At 69.0% G+C, this 26,942-nt stretch carries 27 protein-coding genes and 1 pseudogene; 15 read left to right on the top strand and 13 right to left on the bottom strand.

Annotation, left to right across the window (positions count from 1 at the left end; genetic code table 11):
• Window positions 1–483: 483 nt before the first annotated feature.
• From OG966_RS00850 to OG966_RS00835, 4 genes and pseudogenes are all read right to left on the bottom strand, one after another.
• A complete protein-coding gene (locus tag OG966_RS00850) occupies window positions 484–1,272 on the bottom strand; it encodes an ABC transporter ATP-binding protein (protein ID WP_326647362.1) in 789 nt (262 codons plus the stop codon).
• Window positions 1,269–1,685, bottom strand: coding sequence for an ABC transporter permease subunit (locus OG966_RS00845; RefSeq protein WP_326647361.1), 417 nt, complete (start codon window positions 1,683–1,685; stop codon window positions 1,269–1,271). The genes OG966_RS00850 and OG966_RS00845 overlap by 4 nt, the downstream gene beginning before the upstream one ends.
• 490 nt (window positions 1,686–2,175) lie before the next feature.
• A complete protein-coding gene (locus OG966_RS00840; RefSeq protein ID WP_326647360.1) occupies window positions 2,176–3,450 on the bottom strand; it encodes a CmpA/NrtA family ABC transporter substrate-binding protein in 1,275 nt (424 codons plus the stop codon).
• Between the two features lie 307 nt (window positions 3,451–3,757).
• Window positions 3,758–4,176, bottom strand: a pseudogene (locus tag OG966_RS00835) (transposase family protein); the annotation flags it as partial.
• Between the two features lie 90 nt (window positions 4,177–4,266).
• Here OG966_RS00835 and OG966_RS00830 point away from each other — a divergent pair.
• Window positions 4,267–4,794 carry a GNAT family N-acetyltransferase gene (locus tag OG966_RS00830; protein WP_326647359.1) on the top strand — a complete coding sequence of 176 codons (528 nt, stop codon included), beginning with the start codon at window positions 4,267–4,269 and terminating at the stop codon, window positions 4,792–4,794.
• Window positions 4,795–4,925: 131 nt separating this feature from the next.
• On the opposite strand, the gene OG966_RS00825 is transcribed toward OG966_RS00830, so the two are convergent.
• From OG966_RS00825 to OG966_RS00810, 4 genes are all read right to left on the bottom strand, one after another.
• Entirely contained in the window at window positions 4,926–5,396 is a 471-nt protein-coding gene (locus tag OG966_RS00825) for a hypothetical protein (RefSeq protein WP_326647357.1), read from the bottom strand.
• 10 nt (window positions 5,397–5,406) lie between these two features.
• The gene (locus OG966_RS00820; RefSeq protein ID WP_326647356.1) at window positions 5,407–5,916 is read right to left on the bottom strand and encodes a GNAT family N-acetyltransferase; all 510 of its coding nucleotides are present in this window, start codon (window positions 5,914–5,916) and stop codon (window positions 5,407–5,409) included.
• A 345-nt stretch (window positions 5,917–6,261) separates the two neighbouring features.
• Entirely contained in the window at window positions 6,262–6,627 is a 366-nt protein-coding gene (locus tag OG966_RS00815; protein ID WP_326655032.1) for a CbrC family protein, read from the bottom strand.
• Window positions 6,566–6,796 carry a CbrC family protein gene (locus OG966_RS00810; protein ID WP_326647355.1) on the bottom strand — a complete coding sequence of 77 codons (231 nt, stop codon included), beginning with the start codon at window positions 6,794–6,796 and terminating at the stop codon, window positions 6,566–6,568. The genes OG966_RS00815 and OG966_RS00810 overlap by 62 nt, the downstream gene beginning before the upstream one ends.
• Before the next feature lie 410 nt (window positions 6,797–7,206).
• On the opposite strand from OG966_RS00810, the gene OG966_RS00805 reads away from it, so the two are divergent.
• From OG966_RS00805 to OG966_RS40610, 6 genes are all read left to right on the top strand, one after another.
• On the top strand, window positions 7,207–7,989 hold the full coding sequence (locus OG966_RS00805; protein WP_326647353.1) for a hypothetical protein: 783 nt from the start codon (window positions 7,207–7,209) through the stop codon (window positions 7,987–7,989).
• Between the two features lie 180 nt (window positions 7,990–8,169).
• The gene (locus OG966_RS00800) at window positions 8,170–8,298 is read left to right on the top strand and encodes a hypothetical protein (RefSeq protein ID WP_326647352.1); all 129 of its coding nucleotides are present in this window, start codon (window positions 8,170–8,172) and stop codon (window positions 8,296–8,298) included.
• A gap of 32 nt (window positions 8,299–8,330) precedes the next feature.
• The gene (locus OG966_RS00795; RefSeq protein WP_326647351.1) at window positions 8,331–8,702 is read left to right on the top strand and encodes a PadR family transcriptional regulator; all 372 of its coding nucleotides are present in this window, start codon (window positions 8,331–8,333) and stop codon (window positions 8,700–8,702) included.
• On the top strand, window positions 8,699–9,262 hold the full coding sequence (locus OG966_RS00790) for a hypothetical protein (RefSeq protein ID WP_326647350.1): 564 nt from the start codon (window positions 8,699–8,701) through the stop codon (window positions 9,260–9,262). Before OG966_RS00795 ends, OG966_RS00790 begins: the two co-directional genes overlap by 4 nt.
• Window positions 9,263–9,361: 99 nt before the next feature.
• Window positions 9,362–10,771, top strand: coding sequence for a serine hydrolase domain-containing protein (locus OG966_RS00785; RefSeq protein ID WP_326647348.1), 1,410 nt, complete (start codon window positions 9,362–9,364; stop codon window positions 10,769–10,771).
• Window positions 10,772–11,454: 683 nt separating this feature from the next.
• Window positions 11,455–11,688 (top strand): hypothetical protein, encoded by a 234-nt coding sequence (locus OG966_RS40610; protein WP_406733540.1) that lies wholly within the window; start codon window positions 11,455–11,457, stop codon window positions 11,686–11,688.
• 156 nt (window positions 11,689–11,844) lie between these two features.
• Here the strand turns inward: OG966_RS40610 and OG966_RS00775 are convergent, their stop codons facing one another.
• The 3 genes from OG966_RS00775 to dhaM all read right to left on the bottom strand — a co-directional run bounded on the left by OG966_RS00775 (window position 11,845) and on the right by dhaM (window position 15,035).
• Window positions 11,845–14,295, bottom strand: coding sequence for a SpoIIE family protein phosphatase (locus OG966_RS00775; protein WP_326647347.1), 2,451 nt, complete (start codon window positions 14,293–14,295; stop codon window positions 11,845–11,847).
• 73 nt (window positions 14,296–14,368) lie between these two features.
• Complete coding sequence (locus tag OG966_RS00770; RefSeq protein ID WP_326647345.1) at window positions 14,369–14,659, bottom strand: HPr family phosphocarrier protein; 291 nt, start codon at window positions 14,657–14,659, stop codon at window positions 14,369–14,371.
• Window positions 14,643–15,035, bottom strand: a complete 393-nt coding sequence (dhaM, locus tag OG966_RS00765; RefSeq protein WP_326647343.1) for a dihydroxyacetone kinase phosphoryl donor subunit DhaM — start codon at window positions 15,033–15,035, stop codon at window positions 14,643–14,645. Before dhaM ends, OG966_RS00770 begins: the two co-directional genes overlap by 17 nt.
• Window positions 15,036–15,628: 593 nt before the next feature.
• On the opposite strand from dhaM, the gene OG966_RS00760 reads away from it, so the two are divergent.
• The 8 genes from OG966_RS00760 (at window position 15,629) to gap (ending at window position 23,900) form a co-directional block, all read left to right on the top strand.
• Complete coding sequence (locus OG966_RS00760) at window positions 15,629–16,405, top strand: MIP/aquaporin family protein (protein ID WP_326647342.1); 777 nt, start codon at window positions 15,629–15,631, stop codon at window positions 16,403–16,405.
• Window positions 16,402–17,400 carry a dihydroxyacetone kinase subunit DhaK gene (gene dhaK / locus OG966_RS00755; protein WP_326647341.1) on the top strand — a complete coding sequence of 333 codons (999 nt, stop codon included), beginning with the start codon at window positions 16,402–16,404 and terminating at the stop codon, window positions 17,398–17,400. Before OG966_RS00760 ends, dhaK begins: the two co-directional genes overlap by 4 nt.
• A gap of 138 nt (window positions 17,401–17,538) precedes the next feature.
• A complete protein-coding gene (gene dhaL, locus OG966_RS00750; protein WP_326647340.1) occupies window positions 17,539–18,180 on the top strand; it encodes a dihydroxyacetone kinase subunit DhaL in 642 nt (213 codons plus the stop codon).
• The gene (locus OG966_RS00745; protein WP_326647339.1) at window positions 18,177–19,865 is read left to right on the top strand and encodes a phosphoenolpyruvate--protein phosphotransferase; all 1,689 of its coding nucleotides are present in this window, start codon (window positions 18,177–18,179) and stop codon (window positions 19,863–19,865) included. Before dhaL ends, OG966_RS00745 begins: the two co-directional genes overlap by 4 nt.
• Before the next feature lie 75 nt (window positions 19,866–19,940).
• Window positions 19,941–20,171, top strand: coding sequence for a hypothetical protein (locus tag OG966_RS00740; protein WP_326647337.1), 231 nt, complete (start codon window positions 19,941–19,943; stop codon window positions 20,169–20,171).
• Window positions 20,172–20,366: 195 nt separating this feature from the next.
• Window positions 20,367–21,374, top strand: coding sequence for a class II fructose-bisphosphatase (gene glpX, locus OG966_RS00735; protein WP_326647336.1), 1,008 nt, complete (start codon window positions 20,367–20,369; stop codon window positions 21,372–21,374).
• A 463-nt stretch (window positions 21,375–21,837) separates the two neighbouring features.
• Window positions 21,838–22,794, top strand: coding sequence for a GlxA family transcriptional regulator (locus tag OG966_RS00730; RefSeq protein ID WP_326647335.1), 957 nt, complete (start codon window positions 21,838–21,840; stop codon window positions 22,792–22,794).
• Window positions 22,795–22,901: 107 nt separating this feature from the next.
• Window positions 22,902–23,900 carry a type I glyceraldehyde-3-phosphate dehydrogenase gene (gap, locus tag OG966_RS00725; RefSeq protein WP_326647334.1) on the top strand — a complete coding sequence of 333 codons (999 nt, stop codon included), beginning with the start codon at window positions 22,902–22,904 and terminating at the stop codon, window positions 23,898–23,900.
• Window positions 23,901–24,105: 205 nt separating this feature from the next.
• Here the strand turns inward: gap and OG966_RS00720 are convergent, their stop codons facing one another.
• Together OG966_RS00720 and OG966_RS00715 are read right to left on the bottom strand one after the other, a co-directional pair.
• Entirely contained in the window at window positions 24,106–25,815 is a 1,710-nt protein-coding gene (locus OG966_RS00720; RefSeq protein ID WP_326647333.1) for a dihydroxyacetone kinase family protein, read from the bottom strand.
• Between the two features lie 95 nt (window positions 25,816–25,910).
• Window positions 25,911–26,885 carry an aldo/keto reductase gene (locus OG966_RS00715; protein ID WP_326647332.1) on the bottom strand — a complete coding sequence of 325 codons (975 nt, stop codon included), beginning with the start codon at window positions 26,883–26,885 and terminating at the stop codon, window positions 25,911–25,913.
• Window positions 26,886–26,942: the final 57 nt, after the last annotated feature.

Raw genomic sequence — 26,942 nt, 5'->3', positions numbered from 1 at the left:
GCTCGGCCTGGCCCTCCACTTAACGGCGGAAGAGGCCACCAGGTCCGCGACCTGATTCACGGGACGACGTCACCGAGGCGACGCTGAGGGCGCTCGTCTCGCCGCAGACCCACACCGAGACTCTCAGCATTGGCACCAGTCAGTCAGGGCAGGAGTCGGCGGGTCTCGTTCCACCGGAAAAGTTGATCTCGTGTTGGGCCGGGCTCCAAGTGGTTGACGAGGCTGCCCCAGATGCGCCGTCACGTATTGGTGCCGGTCATTGAGACTTCGTCGTGAGGATTACGGCCGTTCCGGACCAGGGGCCTGGAACGGGTGATCCAGCCGCTTGTCCCTGCGAAGGAGCTTGTTGCAGGGAAGGGGTGTGAGGTGGCCTCGGGCGGTGATCTCAGCCTGCCTGGAGGCGTTGAGCAGGCTGAGACCACCGCCCGAGGCCACCTCACACCTACCGAGAACCCGATAGATGTGTAGAACGGCCGGCCGGGGTTAGGCGACCGCCGCCTGGTCGGAGAGCAGCAGTTCGGCCAACTGCTCCTGAGTACTGGCGTATGCCGGGTCGTTGGTGATCGTCGCACGGTCCCGAGGACGGGGGATCGGCACCGGGATGATCGTCCGTACCGACGGCTGCGGCGGGTTGGACATGACCACGATCCGGTCGGCGAGCAGGATCGCCTCATCGAGCCCGTGCGTGACCATGAGTACCTTCTCGGTCTCCGACTCGTTGCCCCACAGCTCGACGAGCTGCTGCTGCAGTCGCGAGCGGGTGAGCGCGTCCAGCGCACCGAAAGGCTCATCCAGCAACAGGGTCCGGGGCCCCACGGCGAAGGCCCTGGCGACCGCCGCGCGCTGAGCCATGCCGCCCGACACCTGGCCCGGGCGCTTCTCGCGGTGCTCCCACAGCCCGACGGCGGTCAGATAACGCTCCACCATCTCGTCTGCCTTGGCCCGTGACCAGTCCGGGCGTGCCGCCCGGACGGCCTCGCGCACATTGGCGAGCAGACTCAGCCGGGGCAGCAGCGAGTAGTTCTGGAAGACCATCGCCCGCTCGGGCCCCGGCCCGGTCACCCGCTTGCCGTCCACGACGATCTCGCCCTCGTCGGGACGGACCAGGCCGCCGACCAAATTGAGCAGCGTCGACTTGCCGCAGCCGGAGTGGCCGATGAAGGAGACGAACTCCCCTTCCTCGACGGTCAGGTCCACACCCCTCAGCACATGCTGCGCGGGCGCTCCCCTCCGCTGGAACGTTTTGTGCAGTCCGCGGATCTCGACGGTCACGACTGAACCTCCTCGATGGCGGCCTTGCGCGAGAGCCGTACGAGGATCGCGTCAAGGATCAGACCGACAAGCCCGATGAGGACGATCGCGGCGACGACCGAGCTGAGGTTGCCGGCGTTGTACGAGTCCCAGACGAAGAACCCGATGCCCGAGTTGCCGGAGAGCATCTCCACCGCCACGATGACCATCCAGGCGATGCCCATCGACAGCCGCAGACCGGTGATGATCGACGGCAGGGCGTTGGGTATGAGCACATGCCTCATATAGGCGATGCGGCCGAAGCGGAAGACCCGCGCGACGTTGCGGTGATCCTGCGGGATCTGTGCGGCGCCGGCCGCGGTGTTGATCAGGGTGGGCCACAGTGCCGTGATGAAGATGACGAACACCGAGGCCTGGGGCGCGTCCTTGAACACGGCGATTCCAGATCGGGAACCACGCCAGCGGCGACACCGGCCGCAGGACCTGGATCACCGGGTTGAACGCAAGCCAGGCCCGGCGGTTCGCGCCGATCAGCAGGCCCGCCAGGACGCCGAACACGGCGGCCAGGGCGAAGCCGGTGAACACGCGCTGCAGCGATGTGCCCAGGTGGAGGCCTACGCCCTTGTCGTTCGGGCCGTTGTCGTAGAACGGGTCCGACAGCAGGTCGATCAGCGTCCGGGCCCCGTCGAGCGGGGCCGGGACGTCGGCCGAGCGGGTTGCGGCCAGCTGCCAGAGCAGCACGACCACGGCGGTACCGAGCACGGCCCATCCGAAGCCGCGGGCCAGCTCTGCGAGTCGGCCGCCCCGGGCGCCCGTGGTGGGCGCCCGGGAGGCGGCGGGGGGGGCCAGGCGGCCCCGGCTGGGCGTCGGTCGCCACAGCCGGTTCCGTCTGGTCCGTCTGGTCCGTAGGTGTCAGCGAACTGGTCATGCCCGCTTCGCCTCCTCCTGTGCCTTTGCAGGGTCGAAGGTGGTGCCGTCGAGCTTCACGTGGAACGGGCTCATGTCGTCGTTCGGGACGTCGATGCCCTCCTTCTGCGCGACCTCCTCGTACAGGTCGCGCAGGATGATCTCGTCAGCGATCTTGGTGTAGGGCAGGTCGCCCTTCACCAGTCCGAAGCGCTGGTACTGGCTCAGGAACCAGATCGCGTGCGCGCGCCGTGGCGCGGAGGTCTTGCCGTCGCGGAAGAACATCATCTGGTCGCCGCTGAACTTCTTCTCGCCCAGGTCGGCCCCCAGTTCGTAGGTGCCGAGCAGCCGGCCCTCGATGTCCTTCGGCGCCGCCTTGACGTACTTCGGGGAGCCGATCGTCTGGGCGGCCTTGGCGCGGTTGTCCAGGTTGTCGAGCCACTTGGCGGCCTTGAGGACCGCCGCCATGACGTCGGCCAGCACGTCCTTCTTCTCCGTGGCGAACTTGGCGTTCGTCACCAGGGCCTTCTCGGGGTGGTGCTGCCAGATGTCCTGAGTGGTCAGGTGGGTGAAGCCGATGCCCTGCTGGACGGCGACGGCGTTCCAGGGCTCGCCGACGCAGTAGCCGTCCATGTTGCCGACCTTCATGTTGGCAACCATCTGCGGCGGCGGGATCGGAACGATCTTCACCTTTGACTGGTCGGCCTTGGTGGCTTTCAGCCAGTAGCGCAGCCAGGTGTCGTGCGTGCCGCCGGGGAAGGTCATGGCCAGCGTCGGCGCCTTTCTCTCCAGCAGGGCACGGGCGGCACCGAGGTCCCCGTAGCCAGCGTCCGCGAAGTCCTTCTTGAGGGTGATGGCCTGGCCGTTGTTGCTGAGCACCATAGCGATCTTGAGGTCGGTGGAGCCCTTGCCGGCGATCTTTGACGCAACGGACAGGGGGAGGCTGAAAAGGGCATGAGCGGCATCGATCTGCCCGTTGAGCAGGTTGTCCCGGGTAGCCGGCCACGAGGCCTGCTTGATCAACTCAACGTTGAGGTCGCGCTCGGCGAAGTACCCGAGTTCCTGCGCCATGACCAGCGGCGCACAGTCAGTCAACGCGATGAACCCAAGTCTCACGGTACGGCCGGGCTTTGCCGATGTGGACTTCTTGTCGGCCATTCCGCACGCGGTGAGGGCACCGCCAAGCGAGGCAGTGACGGCTGCTGTTCCGGTAAGACGCAGGAATCCTCTGCGTCCGAGGTTGTTATCCATGGCCAGAAAGTAGGGGCCCACAGAGACGAAGGAATTGTGCATGTGTCAAGGATGTAAATCACACTTCTCGCAGCCGCGCAGGAACGCAGTGTGAGGCGGAAGAAACGAGCCGTGACTTGCCGGAGGCTTGCAGAACGGCTATGGGCACCTGTGCTGGGCCTGGCTGCCAGGCGGCCCGCGAGACCCGCTCCGGGGTCGGCTGCGCTACCCCCATGCCGCCGTCGACGACCGCTGCGAGTTCCCGGAACGGCCCCGTTGGGCCAAGGGCGTCTGAGCTGAGATCTCTACGATTGAGTGGGAAACAGCCCAGATCGTCGTCTCGGGTCATTGAGCTGGTGTCATCGCGATGCGTTACGGCGTCGATGACCACCTGGTGGTTGGTGGAGTACCGGTAATTCTTCGACTGTGCCGCCACAGCATGGTCGCGGGTGGGGACCAGGGTGCCGTCGACGATCAGGACGGTGTCCCCGCGAAACCGCTTGCGGAGCTGGAGTGCGAGTGCTGGCCCGAGATGGTCGATGATGCGGTCGGCCGCGGACTTCGAGAGGCGAACAGAGGGGCGAGCTGCCGCAGCGTCAGGTTTGTGCGCCAGTACGCAGTGACCGGCAGGACCCGGTCTTCCAACGGCAGGCTCCACGGTCGTCCCCCGCGGACCGCATCCGCGTCTTCGCGCCGCAGTGCGGTCAGCAACTTGCCGAAGCAGCGCGGACTCAGCCCGGTGAACGGGGCTGTCCAAGACGGCGCCGACGCCGTGATCACACCAGCCACGCCAAGATCATCCCCTGTGGTGGGGTAGCTCTGGGCGACGTCTCGCGGAATCCGCTGGTTCGACGCAGCTTCGGCGTCAAGAATCGGCGGATGCATGAAGTGAAGCTGTCCGACGGGATCATCACTCTGTCGCCGCTGTGCCTGGACGATGTGAAGGCGCATCTCACAGGGGAGGATGAGCTGCTGGTTCGCTGGCTCAACGGTGGTCCCGGCACGCGCGAGGGCGTTGAAGCGTACTTCCAGCACTGCTGGGAACAGTGGGACACTGCCGGGCCGCTCCGCGCTTTTGGCATCCGGGTAGGCGCCGACGAGGCGCTCGCGGGGACCATCGACTTGCGGTTCACAGGGGAGGGCTTGGCTCCCGGCCAGGTGAATGTCGCCTACGGCCTCTATCCGTCCTGGAGGGGGCGTGGCCTGGCTACCCGCGCGGTCCTCCTGGCGTCCCAGTACGCAGCCAGTGAGGGTGGGGAGGAGGCGGTGATCCAGGTGGAGCCGGAGAATCCCGCATCCGCCGCCGTCGCGCGGCGGGCAGGATTCACCCCCGGCAAGCAGCTGCACAGCAAAGACGGCACACGGTTCCACTGGTACATCCGGGACCTGCGCGTCGCTCTCCAGTGATGATGGAAACCTGTGAAATCCGGCCAGTGTCGCTCTTCGTTCCCCAACTGCTCAGGGTTTCGAGACGGACGTCGGAGGCCGCTCGTCTTGGCGGCTCCTGAACGGAGGGGTCCCACCTAGGTTGCTTGGACTCAAGGGGAGGCGAGGCTCGCGCGTGCTGCGGCCATGAAGGCGATCTTGTGTTCCTCGAGGTGCTCGTTGACCTCGACGTCGCCGATCTCTCGCCACACCGCCTGGTTGAGTGCCCGACCGTATGTGTGCACAGGGGCGTGCAGGTCCGCGTCGCTGAGCAGCACGAGGTGACGTTCAGCGATCCAGAGCCTGGTCATGGCACCGGAAGCGGCACTGTTCCAGTCTTCGTCATCGCCCCAAGCCTCGGGACGGCTGTAGGCCGCCCGTTCGGCATCCTGGGCGCAGGCGATGAAGTCCTTGATCGCCTGCATCTGCTCTGCTCGGCGCGCCTCGCTGGTGGCCGCTGCCTGGCGGCGTTCCTCCAGCCGTTCGGCGGAGCGCTGAGTGGCGCGCTGGGAGAGCGCCGTCAGGCCGCCGCCGAGGGCGACGCCTGCGAGTGAAAAGATCGGTGCCCACACTTCCATCACCACGCGGCGCCCCCTACGACAAGTCCTTGTGCATCAGCGTGCACATGGTCTCGTACCGGAGCAGTGAGCCGTCCGGCGCCTGGACGTCCCAGGCGTCCGGTCGGCGACCGTGGGCCAGGTAGCCCAGTCGCTCGTACAGGGCCCGGGCCCGTGGATTGATCTCCTCCACCGCGAGCTCGGCCCTGTGCAGGCCGCGTGACCTGATGCGGTCCTCCGCGGCCCGGATGAGCATGGTGCCCAGACCACACGACTGCAGGGCCGGGAGTACCCCGAGCTGCCAGAGTGTGCCTACGCCGGCCGTGACCTGGTAGTCGATGCCTCCGATCGCCACCGGAACATCGGCCGGGGTGCACACCGCCAGATAGTCCACATCCCCCGCTGCCGCGCGCACCAACTCCCGTTCCACCTGCGTCAGATGGGCGGTCGAACCGGACCACGTACAGGCCGGCAGATCAGTGGGCGTCAGGTCACGGACGAGGACTGGCACGACAACCTCGGACATTCCGTTACGAGGATGACTCATGCGCCTATCCGATCACCCCAAGGAGCCTACGGACCAGAGGATTTCGCGTGCAGGCCCCCGCCACGTGGTGAAATCCGCGGCCGCCGCAACGTCTCACAGCCCTCGTCCATGTGGGGCATCAGGGCGAGCAACTCTGAAGGCCAGCCCAAGCAGGGGGTGGCCGTTTTCATGAAGCGCCATCAGTGACGACCAGCAGTTACGGGACAACCCTTACGACCTCGTGCATGGTTGGCGGTGGCGCGTCGAGGGCCGCGGTTTGCCGTCAGGGCTCACGATTGCGGATGGGTGCGGATCCTTTGAAGGGATGATCCGCTCGGTCTTGCGGTGGCCGAGTGGGGTGGCGGGTTATGAGGCGTCGGCGTAGGCGAGGTGGGTGCCGCAGACGGTGCAGCGGAAGAGCATGGCGGTCGCTCCTTCACCGAGGTGCGTCAGGAAGTGCTCAAGGCGGGCTGAGTCGTGCCAGCCGCCCATCCGCAGGTCGAGCCGGAGCTCGTCGAGGGCCTCGGGGTGCGCGGCCAGCTCGGTGTAGCCGACCTCGCCGAGGAAGGCGGCCGCGTCGTGGCAGTGGACGAGCCAGTGCGGATCCTGCCAGGCGTGGAAGCCAGGGGTGTGGCGGGTGACCTCGTGCAGGGTCTCCTCGCTGACGTCGTCAAGCCCGTAGCTGTCCATGAATTCGCCTGCGAAGCGTTCGGCGGCGCTGCCGTCGGCGATGCGCCAGGGGCAGAAGTGTCCCGTTTGTCGCTTGGGCGGTGTAGAAGGTCGCGGTGTAGATCCAGCCCGTGCTGCGGTTGCAGCAGGCACATACCTCGGTGCTCGCGCGGATGGATCCGCTGGCCAGAGGGTCGGGGTGGTAGCGGAAGAAGGGCAGGCTGGCGCTCACAGCTGCGGAGGCTTCCCCGGCGGCGTCAACCAGGTCACCAACGGGGACCAGTGTGCCCAGCTCTTCACCGACAAGATGGGCGACGGCTCGGCCAACTTGGGCCTTCTCGCCGACACACGAAAGGCTGTGGACGGGCCCAAGGGCACGGAGGCGGCCGCGCTGATCGTCCCAAGCCTTGCAAGCTCACTGACGGCCGTGCTTGACCAGCGGAAACTGTTGGCCGGGCGGATCGAGGAACTCCTGGAGGCCCACCCTACGGCCAGCAACACGCCGTCGGTGCATGCGTCGGTTGCCGGCGGCAGGTCCCGGTCGATGACAAGTACGGCTACTGCCGACTCTGTCGGGCTCAGGCGACCTGGGCGATCAAGGCCAGCGGCAAGGCTTCGGTGATCGAGCCGTACCTACGGCAGGTGACCTGCCAACAGCTGTTCTTCGCGAACCTCCAGTGGCCCAAGAACGGCGGGTCGCGGGTCGGCAAGGCCGGGCGACGGCCGCTGAAGCCGACGCCGCTTCCCGAACCGCATCGCGTGACGACGACATCGACGCAGCTGACGTTGTTCACCGTTTCTCGGGATTTCCACCGGTTCGACCGGGAACTCCATGCTGACCTGGCCAACCCCTGGCTGATCCGGGCCCGGCAGGCCGCTCGGGCGCTGGGAGAGGCCCGCGGCTGGAGCCGCTGGATCACCAGCGACGTGAACCGAGCCCTGGTCATCGTGCTGTCCGGCTTCCGCGAAGGTGAGTCGATCCGATACTCCGAGCTCTTCCCGGCCCTGCGCGTCTGTGGGCTTCCCGTCGTGCGGATTGCCGAAGTTCTCGACCGTCTCGGCCTGTTCGTCGACGACCGTGCTCCTGCCGTCGACCGATGGTTGGAGCGAAAACTCGACGGGATGCCCCCGGGCATTCATCGCGCCGTCGAAGCCTGGGTTCGCACCACCCGGGCCACCCGCAACCTCACCGCCACTCTCGAACGGCTCCGTGTCGACCGTCAGCTCGAAGAGGCCCTCACCCACGGCGCCGACCCGCTCCACCTCGCGCTCGTCTTCGGAATCGACGAGAAGACCGCCATCCGCTACGCGGACTCCGCCCGCCAGCTTCTCCAAGCCGACGTCGAAGCCGATCCCGCGTGTTCACCACGAACCCACCGGTCCACCCCTGACAATGGCAGCCCCGGACCCTCCGGTTCCCGCTGAAGAACCTTCAGCTTCCACGAACTCGCGGGGATCTCGGCCCGGTAGTCCCAGCTCGGACGCCACGGGCCAAGTAACCCGCCAGTACGTTCCGAGGGTTTGGCCGCTGCAGGCTTCCTGATGCTGGGGCGTCTCGTTGGGTTGACCGGGTGAGCGCCCGAAGGCCGACGACAAGGGGCGGGCGTGCGACAGAAGTGGGCGCCGGAAGACGTGGTGGCGTGCTGGACGGTCGTGGATGGCGACTGGGACCTGGTGGCGAGTATGCGGGCATCCCTCGGGGTCTCGCAGCGGGTTGCCGTTGGTCACTACTAGGTAATGCCAAGTACTGGGTTTAGTCTGATGATGTGACAACGCCCCATGATCCGCAACTACTCAAGGGTGTCCTGTCCTTGTTGTTGCTGCGTTTGCTTGCCGAGCGCGAGTCCTACGGTTACGAGCTGGTGCAACGCCTGCGCGAGGTCGGCCTGGGCGGAATCGCCGACGGCACCGTCTACCCCGCGCTGGCCCGGCTGGAGCGGGAGGCGCGGGTCAGCGCCCGGCTGGTCTCCTCCCGGTCAGGCCCCGCGCGCAAGTACTACCGCCCCACCCAGGCCGGTTACGCCGCCCTGACGGAGGGAATCGCCAGCTGGCTGTCGCTGGCAGCCGTGGTCAATCCGGTGCTCACTGCCCCCGTGCCAACCCAACCCGCCCCTCCTTCCGAGGAAGTCCAGAAATGACCAACTCCCTACTGTGGACCGACCAGTTGCGCATCGAACGGGTCATATGGACGTTCGACCATCACCTCCAGGACCTGCCATGGCGCTCCAGGACGGCCAGGCGCCGCGAACTGCGCGGCAATCTCTACGACGCCGCAGCGGACGTCGGTACCGCCACGGCCCTGCGTCGGCTGGGCAGCGTACGCAGGCTCGCCGCCGAATACCTGGCCGCCGAATACGGCGAGTCGCAGCCGCGTCCCGCATGGTCCGCCGGGGCGGTATTCCTGCTGGCGGCGGTGGTCTTTCTGACCTGGTTCCACGACGCCGGCGCGGCCGGATACCGGGCCGGCGTCCTGGCGGCCGACCCGCACGCGACCGGCACATTCCACTGGTCCGCGGTGGGCTATGTGTTCGACGGGATGACCTTCACCTTCGCCGACGGCAAGAGCACCAGCACGCTGGGCGGCGCGTTCACTCCGGTCGACTACCTCGGCCTGGCCGTCGGGACGGTGCTCTTCGGCCGGCTCTGGCGAGCCCTACCGGAGCGGCGCCGACGCTCTCGCGCCGCAGACCAGGAGTGAGCCCGCGGCACCACCCGTACCACCCGCCCACCCGTACCACCCGAACCACCCGATACGGCGTCCGCGCCGGTCCTTCCGCACCGCACACCTGGAGTCGCCATGCCACCGCGCCGCCCCCACCTCCACCGCCGTATCCACCTCCACCTCAAGGGCGCCGACATGTCCAACCTGCGCCGACGCCCCGCCGGCCCCCCAGCGGTACTGGGCCGCGAGCGGCTGCTCCGTGGGGGAGTTCACCGCGGTGCGGCGGTAGCCCTGCTAAGCGCCGGCGCCCTGGTGCTCGGCACAATTCCCGCGCTGGGGACGGCCGGACAGCCGGGCACCACCCGAGGGGCCGACGGAGCCTACGCCGAGCTGCGAGGCATGCTGGCGGACGTGGTCGCCGCCGGAGCCCCAGGAGTGATCGCCCGGACGGACGACGGGCGTGCCGTGCACCAGGCCGCAGCGAGTGTCGCCGACACCGCCACCGCCGCGAAGCTGCGCCCGGACGCCCGCTTCCGGGCCGGCAGTCTCACCAAAACCTTCGTGGCCACGGTGATACTCCAACTCGTCCAGGCCGGACGTCTCGCCCTCGACGAGCCGGTGGGACGTCGGCTGTCCGGTCTGCTGGCCGACGGCGACCGCATCACGGTGCGCCAACTGCTCAACCACACCAGCGGACTGTTCGACTACACCGACGACCCGAGCGTGCCGGCGGGCCAGGCGCGCAACCAGGTCTTCACCCCCCGGGAACTCGTCGCCGTCGCCGAATCCCACCCCGCCTCGTTCCCGCCCGGCACCGGCCGGCAGTACTCCAACACCAACTACATCGTTGCCGGGCTGCTCGTCGAAGCCGTCACCCACCACCCGCTGGCCCGGGAACTGCGGGCAAGGATCATCGGGCCCCTGGGACTTCGGGCCACCTCATTCCCCATCGGCACAGGGCGGATATCCGGCTACCACGCCCACGGCTACATCTCGACGGACCTCGTCCCGACGCCGGACGGCACGCCTTACGACGTGACGGGGTTCAATCCGTCCGCCGCCTGTGCGGCGGGTGCACTGGTCTCCAACGCCGCCGATCTCAGCCGGTTCTACCGGGCCCTGATGCACGGCGCACTGCTGAGCCCGCACATGCTGAAGGAGATGAAGACGACGGTCGCGGAAGACCCGGCCGACCCGAACGGCACCCGGCACGGCCTAGGCATCGAACGCGTCCAGGGCCCCTGCGGCGCCGACTGGGACACGGAGGCGAGATCCTCGGCTACCAGGACATGGCCTACTGGAACGAACGGACCGGACGGACCGCCGTCCTCGCCAGCACGATGTTCCCCGCCCCCGCGGCCCTCGCGGCGCCATTGGAGAGAGCAGCCGCTTACGTCCTGTGCGGGAGCCCGCGGGAGCACACCACCGGCTGACCCGGGCGGGACCCCGGGCGGCCACTGCGCCCCCGCCGCCAGGCGGATGGCGGAAACGGCTGACGGCCCCGCAACCAGGAGGCCTGGTTGGTCAGCTCCATCGTCTGGATGATGGCCCCGTCCTCGCTGCCGCGTACCTCGTATGTGATCGAGTAGGTCTTGTCGGGGTCGAGCGGCAGCGGACCGAGGTAGGACAGGTTGGGCTCCAGCGTGACGTTGCACCCGGCGGAGCCGAAGCACTGCCTCGACTTGGTCTTCAGGTCCAGCGAGCACTCCTCGCGGGCGGGGGCCTTGTTGTAGATCTCCTCCAACGTGGGCTCCTCGGTGGGCTTGTCCGCCACCCCGACGGCCGTCGCTGTGGCCCCGGAGGCGGCCTTCGCCGGGCTCTTGGAGCCCTCCTCGTCGTCCTTGGCGGCGGACGTCAGGACCCCGACCGTCAGCCCTTCAGAAACGCGTGGCGGCCCGAGGGCTTCGGAGCCTTCGGCGAGGAGTCAGGCATCGGGGGCAGGTCGGCACTGATCTGTTCGCTCATGCGTGTTCCGTCTCTTGTTTCCGTACATGCGGTCGGATTCCAGTAATGAGCCGGGTTCGACCGCATTTCATATATCTCCGCAGTAGTTGCGAGGTGTCCTATTCGCTCCCCGTAGCAGCCGACTGCGACGCGGACGAGACGCCACAGGCGATCGACACCCCCTCCGAAGGTGTCGTGAGAGCGTCCGCTCGTCGCCTCCGAGGCCGCGCAGCTCGACGACCTGTACATGTTCCGCCCTCGAAGTCCTCGAACACGGCCACGTGATGGCGTCCGACAGCAGGATCATCGCCAGCGAGGACGGGCAGCCGCTCCTCGACGACGGGCCGAAACTCGCGGCGATCCGCGAGACAACGCTGCTGGAGGCATTCGCGGATGACGCTGCCGCAGCGGCCCACGTACAGTCCGACCATTTCACGGCTGGGCTGGCCACGATGGCTGCCGCCATCGCCGAGACGCCCGAGATCATCAATGTGACCGTTCCCGACCAGCACGGTTGAGGCCCATGGCCGAGCTTGCCCCCCAGGCGTAGCCCTGGTCCTGGCCACGGTGGAGCGCGGCAGCCGAAGCGGACGAACGTGACGTCGGTACATCGACGAGGCCACGGCCCGGCACGGACGGCTGGCCTGAGCTGCGACTCGGCCGCCTCGGTGCTGCTACGGGTGGCCGTTCATGGGGAGAAGTTGTTCGGCCCAGATGGTCTTGCCGTCCGTCGTGTAGCGGGTTCCCCAGCGTTGGGCGAACTGGGCTACCAGGAAGAGTCCTCGTCCGCCTTCGTCGTTGGTGTGGGCGCGGCGCAGGTGGGGTGAGGTGTGGCTGCCGTCGGAGACTTCGAAGATCAGGTTGATGTCCCGGATGAGGCGAAGGCTGACGGGGCCGGAGGCGTGGCGGATGGCGTTGGTCACCAGCTCGCTGACGATCAGTTCGGCAGTGAAGGCGAGATCTTCCAGATGCCAGGCGTCGAGTTGCCGGGTGGTGAGGGAGCGCGCTTGGCGGACGGCGGTGAGTTCGCGGGGCAGGTGCCAGGTCGCGACGTTCTCTTCGCTGAGGGAGCGTGGGCGTGCGACGAGGAAGGCGACGTCGTCGCGGGGACGGTCGGGTAGCAGCAGGTGCTCCATGTCGTCGCAGATTTCTTCCAGCGGGTGGTCGGGATGTGCCAGCGCGAAGGCCAGCCGTGTGAAGCCAAGATCGATGTCACGGTCGGAGGAGGCGGTGATGAGGCCGTCGGTGTAGAAGGCGAGGACGCTTCCGTCCGGGATCGGTACCTGCGTGCATTCGAAGGGCAGGCCGCCGAGTCCGAGTGGCGGCCCTGCTGGAATCTCCAGGAATTCGACGGCTTTGTCGGGGTGGGCGATGGCAGGTGGGGGATGTCCCGCGCGGGCGATGTCGGCGGTGCGGGAGATGGGGTCGTACACGCAGTACAGACAGGTGGCCCCGATCACCCCGGGGACGTCGCGGCCTGCGGTCTCCGCTTCGTCCAGGTGGGCGACCAAGTCGTCGAGGTGGGCGAGAAGCTCATCGGGCGGCAGGTCGAGATCGGCCAGGGTTTGGACGGCGGTGCGCAGCCGTCCCATGGTGGCGGCCGCGTTCATTCCGTGGCCGACGACATCGCCGACGACCAGTCCGACGCGCGTGCCGGACAGGGGCAGCACATCGAACCAGTCTCCGCCGACGCCGGCGTGGGTGTCGGCCGGCAGATAGCGGTAGGCGACTTCTACGGCGGTCGGGGTCGGCAGGTCCTGCGGGAGCAGGTTGCGCTGGAGGGACAGGGCGGCGCGGTGTTCGCGTGCGAAGCGCCGGGCGTTGTCGATGCAGACGGCCGCGCGGGCGGCGAGTTCTTCTACAAGGAGCAGGTCGTCGGCGTCGAAGGCTTCGGGATTCTTCCAGCGCACCAAGGTGGCCACACCCATGGTGATGCCGCGGGCGCGCAGCGGTACCACCAGGTGGGAGTGGATGCCGACTTCCCTCAGCTTGGCCGAGCGCGCCGCATCCTTCGACAGCCAGGAGGTGGACAGATCCACGACGGGGTCCAGCACGGGACGGCCCGTGGCAACGCAACGGTGCTGAGGCGATGTCTCTGAGTAGGTGACCGGTGCCCCCAGCGGCACCACAGATTCCGGGAGGTCCTCTCGGATGGACTGCTGAGCGCCCCGTAGCAGTTCGGCGGAGCCGGCGATGAAGACCGGATCGGGCTCTTGGCCATGGATGACGGCAGTTGACAGGTCGACGGCGACGAAGTCGGCGACCTGCGGGACCAGCACCTCGGCGAGTTCCTGGACCGTGCGGTCGAGATCCAGCGTGCTGCCGATACGGACACCGGCCTCGTTGATCAAGGCGAGGTGCCGTCGCGCACGGTAGTAGCTGGTGACATCGAGTACCGCTTGGCCCATGCCCAGGGTGTGGCCGGCGGGGTCCTGAAGCCTGAAGGAGGAGCGGGAGCGGACGTGCGGTAGGTGGGAAGAAGAAGCGCCTGGGGGATCGACGTGGGAGACGACGACCTGGGGCTCACCGGTCTCCAGCACCTCCCGGGCGCGGGCTTCTGTCATCGGACCAGCCCCTTCGGGAACGGTGTCGCCCAGTGCGCGGCCCAGCCGTAGCCGTGCAGGGACACCGTCCATGCGTTCCAGGGCGGGGTTGATCATGACGAGCCTGAATTGCGGGTCCACGACAGCCAGACCGACCGGAGACTGGGTGAACAGTCCGCGCAGGATCGCATGCTCGCGCTCCCGCGCCTGCGTGGCGGCGAGGTCGGTGGCCACGATGAGCCAGCTGGCCTGGTGATCGGGGCCCAGCGGGCAGACCTGCGCCCTGATCTGAAGGCGGTTGCCGTCGCGGTGGTGCGCCGTGAGCGAGCTCGTCCATCCTCTTCCGGCCAGGTGCCGTTCAGCTATCTCCCAGCGCTCGTCCCACGGAATCGCCAGTATTTCCGTGACAGGGCGTGCGGCCGCTTCCGTCACGGTGTAGCCGAACAGCTCCTCGGCACCACCGCTCCAGTGCTGGACCAGGCCGTGCGAGTCCACCACCACGACTGCGGCATCCGTGATGTCGAATGGAGAGCCTTCCGTCTCGGCGACAGGCGCTTCCGGCTTGTCGATTGTTGGTCCCACACCTCAATGGTGCATCCGTTTGGCTGAGTGCACCGTCGGAGGCGGCGGCGCGTTCGGTGCGGGGGCGGCGGGGTTATTCGGCCGTGGCGAGGATGTCGGCCAGTGCCGCGACGGCCTGTTCGGCGTCGGGCCCTTCGGCACGCACGGTCACGGTGCTTTGGGCGGTGGCGCCCAGGCCCATGACGGACAGGACGCCTGTCGGGTTGACGGTCCGGCCGTCGTATTCGAGCTGCACGGTACTGGTGAATCCGGCTGCGGCACGGGCGAGTTGGCCTGCGGGGCGGGCGTGCAGATTGGCGGGCAGGACGACGGCGATTTCGTGACTGGCCGTGGTCGTGGCGGTGGAGTCAGAGCTTGTGGACATTGCGGGCCTCCTTGGCGGCGTCGGCGACGGTCTTGAGATCGGCGCCGGATGCGGCGGTGACGACGGCTGCGACGGCTCCTTCGACGAAGGGCGCGTCGACGAGGACGACGTCGGGGCGGGGATGGTCTTCCAGGACGGTGCGGGCGGTCAGGACGGAGCTGCCCAGGTCGGGAAGGACGATGACGCCGCCCCCACGGTCGGCGTCCTTGATCGCGTTGAGAAGGAGGTTGTAGCTGGTGCCGATCCGGCCGTCGTCGGTTCCTCCGGCGGTGGCGAGGGGGACGTCCTCCGAGCCGATCTGCTCGACCAGCAGGCGCAGGCCCGAGGCGAGCTCGGCACTGTGGGACACAAGCACGATGCCAACAGGTGTGTTCATGAACGACTACGTTAAATCTCGTAACGTTGTTCATCAATACGGAACTCATGGGAAATTTCTCGATGCGGCAGGCGGCGCTCGTCGGCACCGCCCCCCGGTGGCGCGTTTCGCCTCTCCTGCCTTCGGCTGCCCCGCGCGGTGGTCGGCGCCATCGCAACCGTCGGCCCCGTTGAGCGCCTGTCGGCCGAACCGGGACGTCAGGGGCCTGCAGTGGCCGTGCGGGAGGCCGTTCGCAATCCGCCAGGCGGTCGGGGACCGCTTGGGGCGCTGCCCGATCTGCGGCTCGGCGCCCTCCGCACGGGGACGGCGACCACTGCACCTCTCATGCACGACCCCGGCGCCGCCGTGACCTTTCGCTGTCCGCCGCTGGAGCGGGTTGCCGAACCTCTTGACAGGCGCGAAACGCGGACTTAATTTCTCGGAACACCGTTCATCCATGATGAACCGTTTGCCCGGATGCCGCTGGCTTTCCGGTTTCCCCTGAGCCGGCCGCCAGGTTGCCCGACCCTGACCACCTGGCGGCCCCCTCCCTTCACAGCCCGCTCATGCGGAGGAGGTGAGCGCCCCATGCAATGTGGCATGGGCGCCCAACTATGGAAGAGAACACCTACCCACAGAAACTTCTCGCCGAGATGCTGGGCACCGCGGTGCTGGTGTTCATCGGTGTCGGTTCGGTCCCCGCGACGCTCATCGTCGGCGGCGATGCCCCGTTCACCATGGCGCAGCTGGGAATGATCTCGCTCGCGTTCGCCACCGCGGTCATCGCGATGGTCTATGCGATCGGCCATATCTCCGGCTGCCAGATCAACCCGGCCATCACCCTGGCGCTGGCGGCCACGAAGAAGATGCCCTGGCGGGACGTCCCCGGCTACATCGCGGCCCAGGTGGCCGGTGCGGTGCTGGGGGCGCTTGCGATCGTGGGGGTGCTGGGGAAGAAGGCGGTCGATGTCGGCCTCGGTATCGCCGCCTACGGCACCGGTGTCGGCGCGGGGCAGGCCTTCTTCGCCGAAGCCATCGGCACGTTCATCCTCGCGTTCATCGTCTTCGGGGCCATCGACCGGCGCGCGGCCGGCGGCTTCGCGGGCCTGGCCATCGGCCTCGGCGTGTTCGCGATCATCATTCCGGTGGCGCCCGCCACCGCGGCGTCCATCAACCCGGCCAGGACGCTCGGCCCGATGATCACCGGCGAGCTCTTCAACGGCACGGTCCACTGGGACCAGCTGCCCGTCTACCTGGCCGCCGAGGTGATCGGCGCCCTCGCCGCCGGCGTCCTCTACACCGCCCTCAACACCCACCGCAAGGCCGCCGCCGCACACGCAGCCGGGAACCGGGCCGTCGAGCCCGCCGATGCCCAAGGAGCCCTGTCGTGAAGAAGCTCATCAACGCCCCCGAGGCGGTGCTGGATGAGGCCCTGGCCGGTATCGCCGCCGCTCACCCGGAGCTGAAGGTCGACGCGGAGAACAAGGTGATCACCCGCGCGGGCGGCACCAGAGCGGGCAAGGTGGCCCTGCTGTCCGGTGGGGGTTCCGGGCACGAGCCGCTGCACGGCGGCTTCGTGGGACTCGGCATGCTGGACGCCGCCTGCCCCGGGGAGGTGTTCACCTCGCCCGTGCCCGGCCAGATGCTCATCGCGGCCCAGTCCGTCAACGGCGGCTCCGGCGTGCTGTTCATCGTGAAGAACTACACCGGTGACGTCCTCAACTTCCAGATGGCCGCCGAACTGGCGACCGAGGAAGGCATCACGGTGGAGACCGTGCTGGTCGACGACGACGTCGCCGTCCAGGACTCCACCTGGACCGCCGGGCGCCGGGGCACCGGCGCCACCGTCTTCGTCGAGAAGATCGCCGGGGCCCTTGCCGAGAGGGGCGCCGACCTCGCCGCCGTCGCCGAGATGGCCAAGCGGGTCAACGCCGCCTCCCGGTCCTTCGCCGTCGCCCTGACCGCCTGCACCACCCCGGCCTCCGGCAAGCCGGGCTTCGACCTGCCCGAGGACGAGATGGAGGTCGGCGTCGGCATCCACGGCGAGCCCGGCCGCCGCAGGGAGAAGCTCCGGTCGGCCAAGGAGATCGTGGCCACCGCCCTGGACGCCATCCTCGCCGACCAGCCCCTGGCCGCCGGCGAGGAGACCATCGTCATGGTCAACGGGCTGGGCGGCACCCCGCTCATCGAGTTGTACGTGGTGTTCAACGAGGCGGCAGAGGTGCTCGCCGCGAAGAACGTGACCATCGCCCGCAGACTGGTCGGCAACTACGTGACCAGCCTGGACATGGCGGGCGTCTCCATCACGGTGTGCAAGGCCGATGCCGACATGCTCGCCCTGTGGGACGCGCCCGTGAACACCCCCGCTCTGCGCTGGGGCGCCTGAAGCGAGCCGGGGGCGGGCTCCGCGATACGCGAGGGCCCGGGCCAGAGCCTCCCCGCTGCCGCTCTCCCCGGACCGCACCCCTTCCGCATCAGCGGTCCCGCCCCCGGCTCATCCCCTCGTGAACCTGCCATGCCAGCTATGAACGGAGACTCCGTGGACATCGACCTCGCCCGCGCGTGGGTGCAGGCCATCGCCACCGCCGTGGACCAGCACAAGGACCACCTCACCCGGCTCGACTCGGCCATCGGCGACGCCGACCACGGCGTCAACATGCACCGCGGCTTCTCCGCCGCCACCACGGCCCTGGACGGCATCGAGCCGGACACCGTCGGCGCCCTGCTGGTCAAGACCGGCACCACCCTCATCTCCAGCGTCGGGGGCGCCTCCGGTCCGCTGTACGGGGGTGCCTTCCGTGCCATCGGCAAGACTCTGGATGCCCCCACAGTCACGACCCAGGAATTCGCTGCCGCACTCGCCGCCGGCCTGGAAAGCATCAAGAAGCTCGGAGCGGCCGCACCGGGCGACAAGACCATGATCGACGCCTACACGCCCGCGCTGGCCGCGTTCCAGCAGCAGGCCGACGCCGGAGCCGGCCTCGCCGCGGCCGCCCTCGCCGCAGCCAACGCCGCCGAAGAAGGCATGCGCGCCACCACCCCGATGCAGGCCCGCAAGGGCCGCGCCTCCTACCTCGGCGCCCGCAGTATCGGCCACCCCGACCCCGGGACCGCCTCCACCGCCCTGGTCTTCCGCGCCCTCGCGGAGACGGCGGCAGCCCGATGACCGACCGCCGCACCTATGAAGGGCGTACCGCCGCAGCCGGTACAGCCCTGGGCTTCCTGCGCCGCACCGACCGCCCCGCCATCCGCAGCTCGCTGCCCCAGCGCACCAGCGGCGACGGCGCGCAGCAGATCACCGACGCGTTCGACGCCGTCGCCGCCCGCCTGCTCGACCTGTCCACCTCCCTGCGCGAACAGGACAAGGACGAACAGGCCGACATCATGGAGGTCAACTGCTACATCGCACAGGATCCGGACCTGCGCGATCAGGCAGTCAAGCGAGCGGCCGAAGGCCAGCCGGTGGCCGTCGCCGTGAGGCAGGCCATCGACGCCTACGCCGGAATCATCGCCGCCCTGGATGACCAGACCCTCGCCGACCGTGCGGCCGACGTCCGGCAGGTCGGCCGTCGTGTCCTGGCCCACCTGTACGGCGACTCCGGTCCGGCACCCGATAAGCCCCTCGTTCTGGTGGCCCAGGAGATCGGCGCGGCAGACCTGCTGGAACCCGGCCAGACAGTGACCGGCGCCATTTCCGTCACCGGCGGCCCGAACTCCCACGCTGCGATCGTCGCCCGCTCGCAGGGCATTCCTCTCCTGCTCGCTGTCGACCCGCAGCTGCTTGAGTTGCCCGACGGGCAGGAAATCCTCCTCGACACCGACCGGGCCACCGCAGTCGTCCATCCCGACGACGGCGAACGTGCCACCGCTCTTGACGCGATCGACGCTGCCCGGATTCGCAGGCTCGCGCTCGCGGAGGAGCGCCACCTGCCGGCGAAGACACTGGACGAGCACGACGTCGTTCTTCGGGCCAACGTGGCCTCGCCGGCCGAGGCCCGGGCAGTCCTGACCGCCGGTGCCGACGGGGTCGGTCTGCTCCGCACCGAGCTGCCCTTCCTCAACCACGCCGCCTGGCCCACCCGCAGTCAGCATGCGGCCGCGCTCGTCCCCGTCCTGCGCGCCCTGCAAGGACAGACCGTCACCGCCCGAACCCTGGACTTCGCCGACGACAAACTGCCGCCGTTCCTCGCCCAGGGCCGCGAGGGCGAGCGGATCGGCCGCGGCCTGCCTCTGATGCTCGCCCAACCCGACGCCTTCGCCGACCAGTTCCGCAGTCTGCTCAGCGCCGGAGCCGACACCGACCTGCGCATCATGATCCCCATGGTCGCGAGCATCGATGAACTGCGCGCCTGCCGCGCCCTTCTCGATACCGCGGCCACCGAACTCGGCGTCAGCGCACCCCCGCTGGGCATCATGGTCGAACTTCCCGAAGCCGTCGCCGCGGCGGATGAACTCGCCCGCGAATCGGCCTTCATCTCCATCGGCAGCAACGACCTCACCAGCCAGATCCTGGGCATCGACCGACGCGACCCCGCCGCCACCCCGGCCATGGCCGCACACCCCGCCGTCCTGCACGCCATCGCCCAGGTCGTCACCGCCGCACACCGCCACCACCGTCAGGTCTCCGTCTGCGGTGACGCCGCCGCACACCCCCTCGTCACCCCCCTGCTCATCGGCCTCGGCTGCGACATCCTCTCCGTTGCCCCCGCCGCGCTCGACGAAGTCCGCGCCCGCATCCGCCGCCTCAGCCTCGGCACCTGCACCTCCCTGGCAGCCGCCGCCCTCACCCGCGAGAGTCCCGAAGAGGTCTGGGACCTCGTTCGGCAGTCCTGCCTACCGTCGCTGCCGTGACGCCTGCCGCATCGTCGGCCCAGCACTCCGCCCCGGCTCCGACCTCCGTTAGGGCCGGTTGCGGCCGCGCTGCGCGTGTCCGCACGAGAGACGCACGTCTCCTGCGATGCCGTGGCGCTCGCGGCAGTCCTCGCGCAGCCCTGGGCGGACGGGGTGCTCTCATCAGCCGCCACAGTCGAGCAACTCACCGGCCATCTCACGGCGGCAGACCTGCGCCTCAATCTCGACCAACTCAACCGGCTGGCCGAGCTGACCGAGCCTGCCGAGGCCTACTGGGCGCATCGGTCGCGGCTGGCCTGGGCGTGAGAGGTCCGCGGAAAGACGCCCCACGGCTGCAGATCACCCCCGCCAACACACCCCCCCGGTTCGCCCTTGCCCACGACCGCAGCGCCCCTTCCAACACCCCCCTACCCCCACCTTGCTCGGACACCCGGACCCCAGGCATCTGCGTGCACCGGCCGCCGGGGTCCCTACCCTCGAGCACACAGAGAGAGGTCATCGATGGCTGCCCAGAACTCCGAACTGCCCGCCACCCCGGAGGCAGGTCCCGAGAAACCGGACCGCAACCTTGCGCTCGAACTCGTCCGGGTCACCGAGGCCGCCGCGATGGCAGCGGGCCGATGGGTGGGCCGCAGCGACAAGAACGGCGTCGACGGCGCAGCCGTCAAGGCCATGCGCACCTTCCTGCGTACGGTGTCGATGAACGGCGTCGTCGTCATCGGTGAAGGGGAGAAGGACCAGGCCCCGATGCTCTTCAACGGCGAGCGGATCGGCGACGGGACCGGTGCCGAGTGCGATGTTGCCGTGGACCCGGTCGACGGGACAACGCTCACGGCCAAGGGCATGAACAACGCGGTGTCGGTACTGGCGGTGGCCGAACGCGGCACGATGTTCGACCCCAGCGCGGTCTTCTACATGGACAAGCTGGTGGCCGGCCCGCAGGCCGCCGCGTATGTCGACATCACCGCCCCGCCCGCGGTGAACATCCGCCGCGTGGCCAAAGCCAAGGGCAGCGCGGTCGAGGACATCACCGTGGTCATCCTGGACCGTCCCCGCCACGAGACCCTGGTCGAGGAAGTCCGGGAGGCCGGCGCCCGGATCAAGCTCATCTCGGACGGCGACGTGGCCGGTGCCATCATGGCCGCCCGCGAGGACACCGGCATGGACCTGATGCTCGGTGTCGGCGGCACACCCGAGGGCATCATCGCGGCCTGCGCCATGAAATGCCTGGGCGGCGTCATCCAGGCTCGGCTGTGGCCGAAGGACGACCAGGAGCGCAACAAGGCGCTGGAGGCCGGCCGTGATCTGGACCGGGTGCTCACCACCAACGACCTCGTCAGCGGGGAGAACGTGTTCTTCGCCGCCACCGGCATCACCGACGGCGAGTTGCTGCGCGGAGTGCGTTACGAAGCCGAAAGGGCCACCACCTGCTCGCTGGTCATGCGCTCCAAGAGCGGCACCATCCGCCAGATGGAGTCCATCTATCAGCTCTCGAGACTGCCCGCCTGAGCTACCCGCGCCCCCTCAGCTCTGCGTTGGGTAGGGCGGTCGAGCCGGGGCGGAGCGCGGTGCCTCGTTCCACACGGCTCTTGGAGCCTGAGCTCAACAACGCTCGCCTCGTGTCGGCGTACTTGTGAACGTCCGCGCCAACGGCCTCAGCACGCTGGCTCTGCTGGCCGCCGCCGTGGGACGCCTGAACGCGAAACCTTGTCCGACAGCCTCATCGCCTACGCAATACACCGCGAAGACGCAGCCTTCAACGCCGAGACGCCCTGCACGCCCTAGCTGTATTGATCACGACACACGCGCCCGCCACTTCACTACGGCCATGGACTTCGCCTGCGGTCACCCCGACGGCAGCGCAGATGGCGATCTTCCCAACGAGCCCTTCGACCGCATTCGCTCCGGTGTCGTCTGCCCGGTCCGCGCAGTGGGCGTATCGAAGCCACGCCCCGCGCGTAGCCTCTTTCCCGTGCCAGCCTCCCCCTTGCATCGCGTTGCCGTCCTTGTGCTCGAGGGTGCGAAGCCGCTGGATGTCGGCATTCCCGCGCAGGTGTTCACGACCCGCGCGAGCATGCCGTACGAGGTGCGGCTGTGCGGGGCGACCCCCGGTCTCGTGACCGGCGGCGACGGCCTGTCGTACTCCGTCGCTCACGGCGTCGACGCGCTTGCGTGGGCCGACATCGTCTTCGTCCCCGGCTACCGGCACCCGGACCGCGACGACCCGCCGCAGCGCGTCGTCGACGCACTGATCGCCGCCCACGACCGGGGCGCGCGGCTCGCCGCCATCTCGACGGGCGCCTTCGCGCTCGCCGCCACGGGCCTGCTCGACGGCAGGCGCGCCACGACGCACTGGCACTACACGCGGGCGCTCATGGCCAGGCATCCGCTCGTCCAGGTCGACGAGAACGTGCTGTTCGTCGACGAGGGCAGCGTGCTCACCTCGGCCGGCGCCGCCTCCGGCATCGACCTGTGCCTGCACATCCTGCGCGGCGACCTCGGAGTGGCTGCCTCGAATCACGCGGCCCGCCGCCTGGTCGCGGCCCCCTACCGCAGCGGCGGCCAGGCCCAGTACGTGCCGGGCAGCGTGCCCGAGCCGCTCGGCGAGCGCTTCGGCACCACCCGTGAGTGGGTGCTGCACCACCTCGGCGAGCCCCTCACTCTCGACGTACTGGCGCGGCAGGCCGGGGTCTCGCCGCGCACGTTCTCCCGGCGCTTCGTCGAGGAGACCGGCTACACGCCGATGCAGTGGGTGACGCGCGCCCGCATCGACCTGGCCCGCGAACTGCTCGAACGTTCCGAGCTCGGCGTCGAACAGATCGCCGCCGACGTCGGGCTCGGCACCGGCGCGAACCTGCGCCTGCACTTCCAGCGCATCCTGGGCACCACACCGAGCGAGTACCGGCGCACCTTCACCCGAGGCGAGTAAGCCCCCCGGCATCGTTTGGCGGGATCCTTTCGAACCGTGGCGATCACGCCACTGGCAGTGGCGTGAGCCGGGGGCGAGCCTGGTGGCGAAGGGAAGGGACCTCATTCATGACTCGCATCGCCATCAACGGATTCGGCCGCATCGGACGCAACGTGCTGCGCGCACTCCTGGAGCGCGACAGCCCCCTGGAGATCGTCGCCGTCAACGACCTCACCGAGCCCGCCACCCTCGCGAGGCTGCTCGCCTACGACAGCACGGCTGGTCGGCTCGGCCGTCCGGTGACCGTCGACGGGAACGCCCTCGTCGTCGACGGCCGTCGCATCACGGTGCTGGCCGAGCGCGAACCGGCGCAGCTGCCGTGGGCCGAACTCGGCGTCGACATCGTGCTCGAAGCCACCGGCCGCTTCACCTCGGCCAAGGCCGCCCGTGCCCACCTCGACGCGGGCGCGCGCAAGGTCCTCGTCAGCGCGCCGTCCGACGGTGCCGACGTCACGCTCGCGTTCGGGGTCAACACGGACGCCTACGACCCGGGCCTGCACACGGTCGTCTCGAATGCCTCCTGCACCACCAACGCGCTCGCGCCGCTGGCTGCGGTCCTCGACGAACTCGCCGGTATCGAGCACGGCTTCATGACGACGGTGCACGCCTACACGCAGGAGCAGAACCTGCAGGACGGTCCGCACCGCGACCCGCGCCGTGCCCGGGCCGCCGGCGTCAACATCGTGCCGACCACGACCGGCGCCGCCAAGGCGATCGGCCTGGTGCTGCCGAACCTGGACGGCAAGCTGTCCGGCGACTCGATCCGCGTACCGGTCCCGGTGGGCTCGATCGTCGAACTCAACACCACCGTCGCCCGCGACGTGACGCGCGACGACGTGCTGGCGGCCTACCGTTCCGCGGCCGAGGGGCCGCTCGCCGGCGTCCTCGAATACTCCGACGCCCCGCTCGTCTCCTCCGACATCACCGGCAACCCGGCCTCGTCGATCTTCGACTCGGCCCTCACCCGCGTCGAGGGCCGTCACGTCAAGGTGGTCGCCTGGTACGACAACGAGTGGGGCTTCTCCAACCGCGTGATCGACACGCTCGAACTCCTCGCCACCCACTGACCGGACGCCGTGGCGCGGTCAAGGGCGCTCTTCGAGCGTCGCGGTGCTGGCAAATCCGTTGCCTGGGCGGCTTGCTGACTTGGACGCAGAGAACGGGCCTGAGGGCGCTATCGCACACTCAGGCCCGTTCAGGGCGCGGGTCTTGTGGCCGGGGAATGCCGTGCCGAGCCAGTGCAGTGGTCGGCGTGACACGCGCCGGTCCGGGTCAGCGCGAGGTGATGCGCTGTGGGTCGGGCAGGCGCGTGGCGGTGGCCGGCTCGTAGACTCCGGCGAGCGCGGTGAACAGCAGTGCCACGCCGAAGGAGCCGGGGTCGGGGACGCCGATGGCGTGCTGGCCCACGTAGCTGGCGCGGCCGCGCCGGGGGGTGAGGGACGCGGTGCCCAGGGCTCCCTGGATGGCGGCCTCGGCGGCGGCGGTGAAGGGGCTGTCGGCGCCGTCGCGGGCGGCCGTGGCCAAGGCGTCGATGGCGGGAGCGAGTGCGTCCACGAGGGTGCAGTCGCCGACCTCGGCTCCGCCGACCCGGTGGATCGCGGCGAGGCTGGATTGCGCTGCGTCGGCGACGGCCCCTGCGTCAGGCACCCGGTCGTCGGACCAGAACACGGTGGCCAATTGCTGGAAGAGGAGTCCGAAGAGCGGGCCGCTGGTGCCGCCGACGTCGTTGAGGAAGGCCTCGGCCAGGGCGGCCACGCCGTCGGTCCCCGATTCGTTCAGCTTGACCGCCCGGCGTACGCCGCCGACGAGGTTGTCGCCGAAGTCGCCGTCTCCGACGAGCTGGTCGAGGGCGGTGAGATTGTCATGGGCCTGGGAGACGATCGCCGAGTAGCGGTCGAGAACGGCTCGGCTGGCCGGGGCCTCGCTCACGCGTACCTGGGTGGCGGCCGGTTCGGTAACGACGGTGGCTGCAGTGTCCGGGGCCAGGGTGAGGGAAGGCAGGACAAGCGGCGTGTCGGTGGGTGCCGTCCACAAGTTGGCCCACTCCGCCTTCATGTGGGTGAAGGTGATGGAGAAGCCGGCCATATCCAGGGCCGCGGTGAACGTGCCGGGCACGATGGCCAGGGGCTGGATGTCGCGGGCCGTCAGCAGGTCGTGCAGGATCGAGCCGATGGCGTGCAGTTCCAGGCTGGTCGTGGCACCCAGGCCGTTGACGACGGCTAGGACCTTGTCCTGCCCTGCGGGCAGGGCCTGGAGGAGATCGTCGGTCATCTGCGCGACGAGTTCCTCGACGGGGCGGTGGTCGATGGTGCGCGTACCGCGCTCGCCGTGGATTCCGACGCCGTAGTCGAGCGTGCCGGGGCTCAGGTCGAAGGCCGGTGCCGCGGTCGAGGGTGAGGTCTGGGCCCGGGCCGCGACGGCGAGGCTGCGGGAGCGCGCGACGATGTCCGCGCCGAGTGTGGCGAGTTCGTCCAGTTTGGCGCCCTGGTCGGCGAAGGCTCCGAGCAGCTTCTCCAGGACGACGGTTGCGGCGGTGCCCCGGCGGCCGGTCGCGGTGTCGGTCTTATCGGTGGCCAGGTCGTCGTCGACCAGGACCGTGGCTACGGGAATGCCGTCGTGGCGAAGGCGTTCCGCGGCGATCTGAAAGTTGATCACATCGCCGGTGTAGTTCTTGATGATGAGCAGGACGCCGTTGCTCTTCGCGGCGGCCGCGCCGGCCTCGTAGATCTGCCGGTTGTGCGGGGAGGCGAAAATCTCTCCGGGGCAGACGGCGTCAAGGCCGCCGGGGCCGAGGAGTCCGGTGTGCAGCGGTTCGTGGCCGGAGCCGCCTCCCGAGACCAGCGCGACCGTGCGGTTGGGGTTGCTGGTGCGGGCCCGCAGGTACAGGGGGCTGCTGTTCACTTCGATCAGGCCGGGGTTGGCCAGGGCGAGACCGCGTGCGGCGCTGAGAACCGTGTCGGCTTGCGGGAGGAAGTACGTCATGGGGGAAGGCTCCGTCGAAAAAGGCGAGGTTGGATGGATCAGTGACCGTCAGGCGCTGGGGCGTTGAGGTCAGGTGAACGGGCTGGCTGTGCGGCTCACGCCCAGGCCAGCTGTGATCGGTGCGCCCAGTAGGCATCGGCGGACTGGGCCAGTTCGGTGAGCCGCTCCCGATGGGTGGGACTCAGCTGAACACGTGCTGCCGCGAGGTTGCTGGTGAGCTGATCGACCGTGGCGGCTCCGGAGAGCACGACGTCGGCCCAGGGCTGCGCAGTAACGGCCGCGAGAGCGAGGGCATCGCACGAGGTGCCTGTCTGCTGGGCGATCTCGCGCAGCGCGCTCATCTCGGGTGCGACGACGTGAGGGCTGGCAAGGCGGCCGTTGGCCAGGGCCTCCTTGACGATCACCGCGCAGCCGGCGTCGTGTGCTTCAGCGAGCGCGTCGCCCGCGGAGCGCTCCAGCAGGTTGTAGGTGGTCTGGACACTGCCGAACAGCGGCCTTCCGCTCACCGTGACGGACAGCGCTGCGCGGATGGTGTCTGCCTGGCGGGGGCCACTGGTGGACAGGCCGACGGTCACTCCTTCTTCCGCCAGTTGTGCCAGCCGCTCGTGCAGGGCGGTGTCGCTGAGTGCAGGGCTGTCCGGGGTGACGGAGTGAATCTGGTACAGGCTGAGCCAGCCTCCGAGCAGGGCGCGGGTCTCGGCGACCTGGCGGTCATACGCGTCCGTGCTGTGGTCCTTGACCTCGTGGACATCTGCCTGGGTGCGCCAGTCGGCGGTGTAGGTGTAGCCCCACTTGCTGCCCACCACGATGTTCTTGATATTGGGACGGGCCTGAAGCCACTGGGCGAGGTAGGTTTCCGCCAGTCCGTAGGAGCGGGCGGCATCGAAGTAGCGCACCCCCTGGGCGTAGGCCGCGTCCATCAGGGCGAAGGCCCGCTCCTTGAGCGCTTCGGCCGAGCGTACGGCGGGCAGATCCGTGTGCCGGCCCAGCGTGATGTATCCGGGCCGGCCGACGGCAGCCAGCCCCAGACCGATCCGCAGGGGCGAGGCCGCCCGGAGTGTCAGACTCATACGAGAAAACCTTCTTGGCAGTTCTGGTGGCAGTGGGCCGCAGAAGCCGGGCAAGGG

The organism is Streptomyces sp. NBC_01750, assembly GCF_035918095.1.
Taxonomy (GTDB): Bacteria; Actinomycetota; Actinomycetes; order Streptomycetales; family Streptomycetaceae; genus Streptomyces.
Note: the sequence above shows the minus strand (reverse complement) of the source record. Positions and strands in the feature narration are given on the sequence as shown.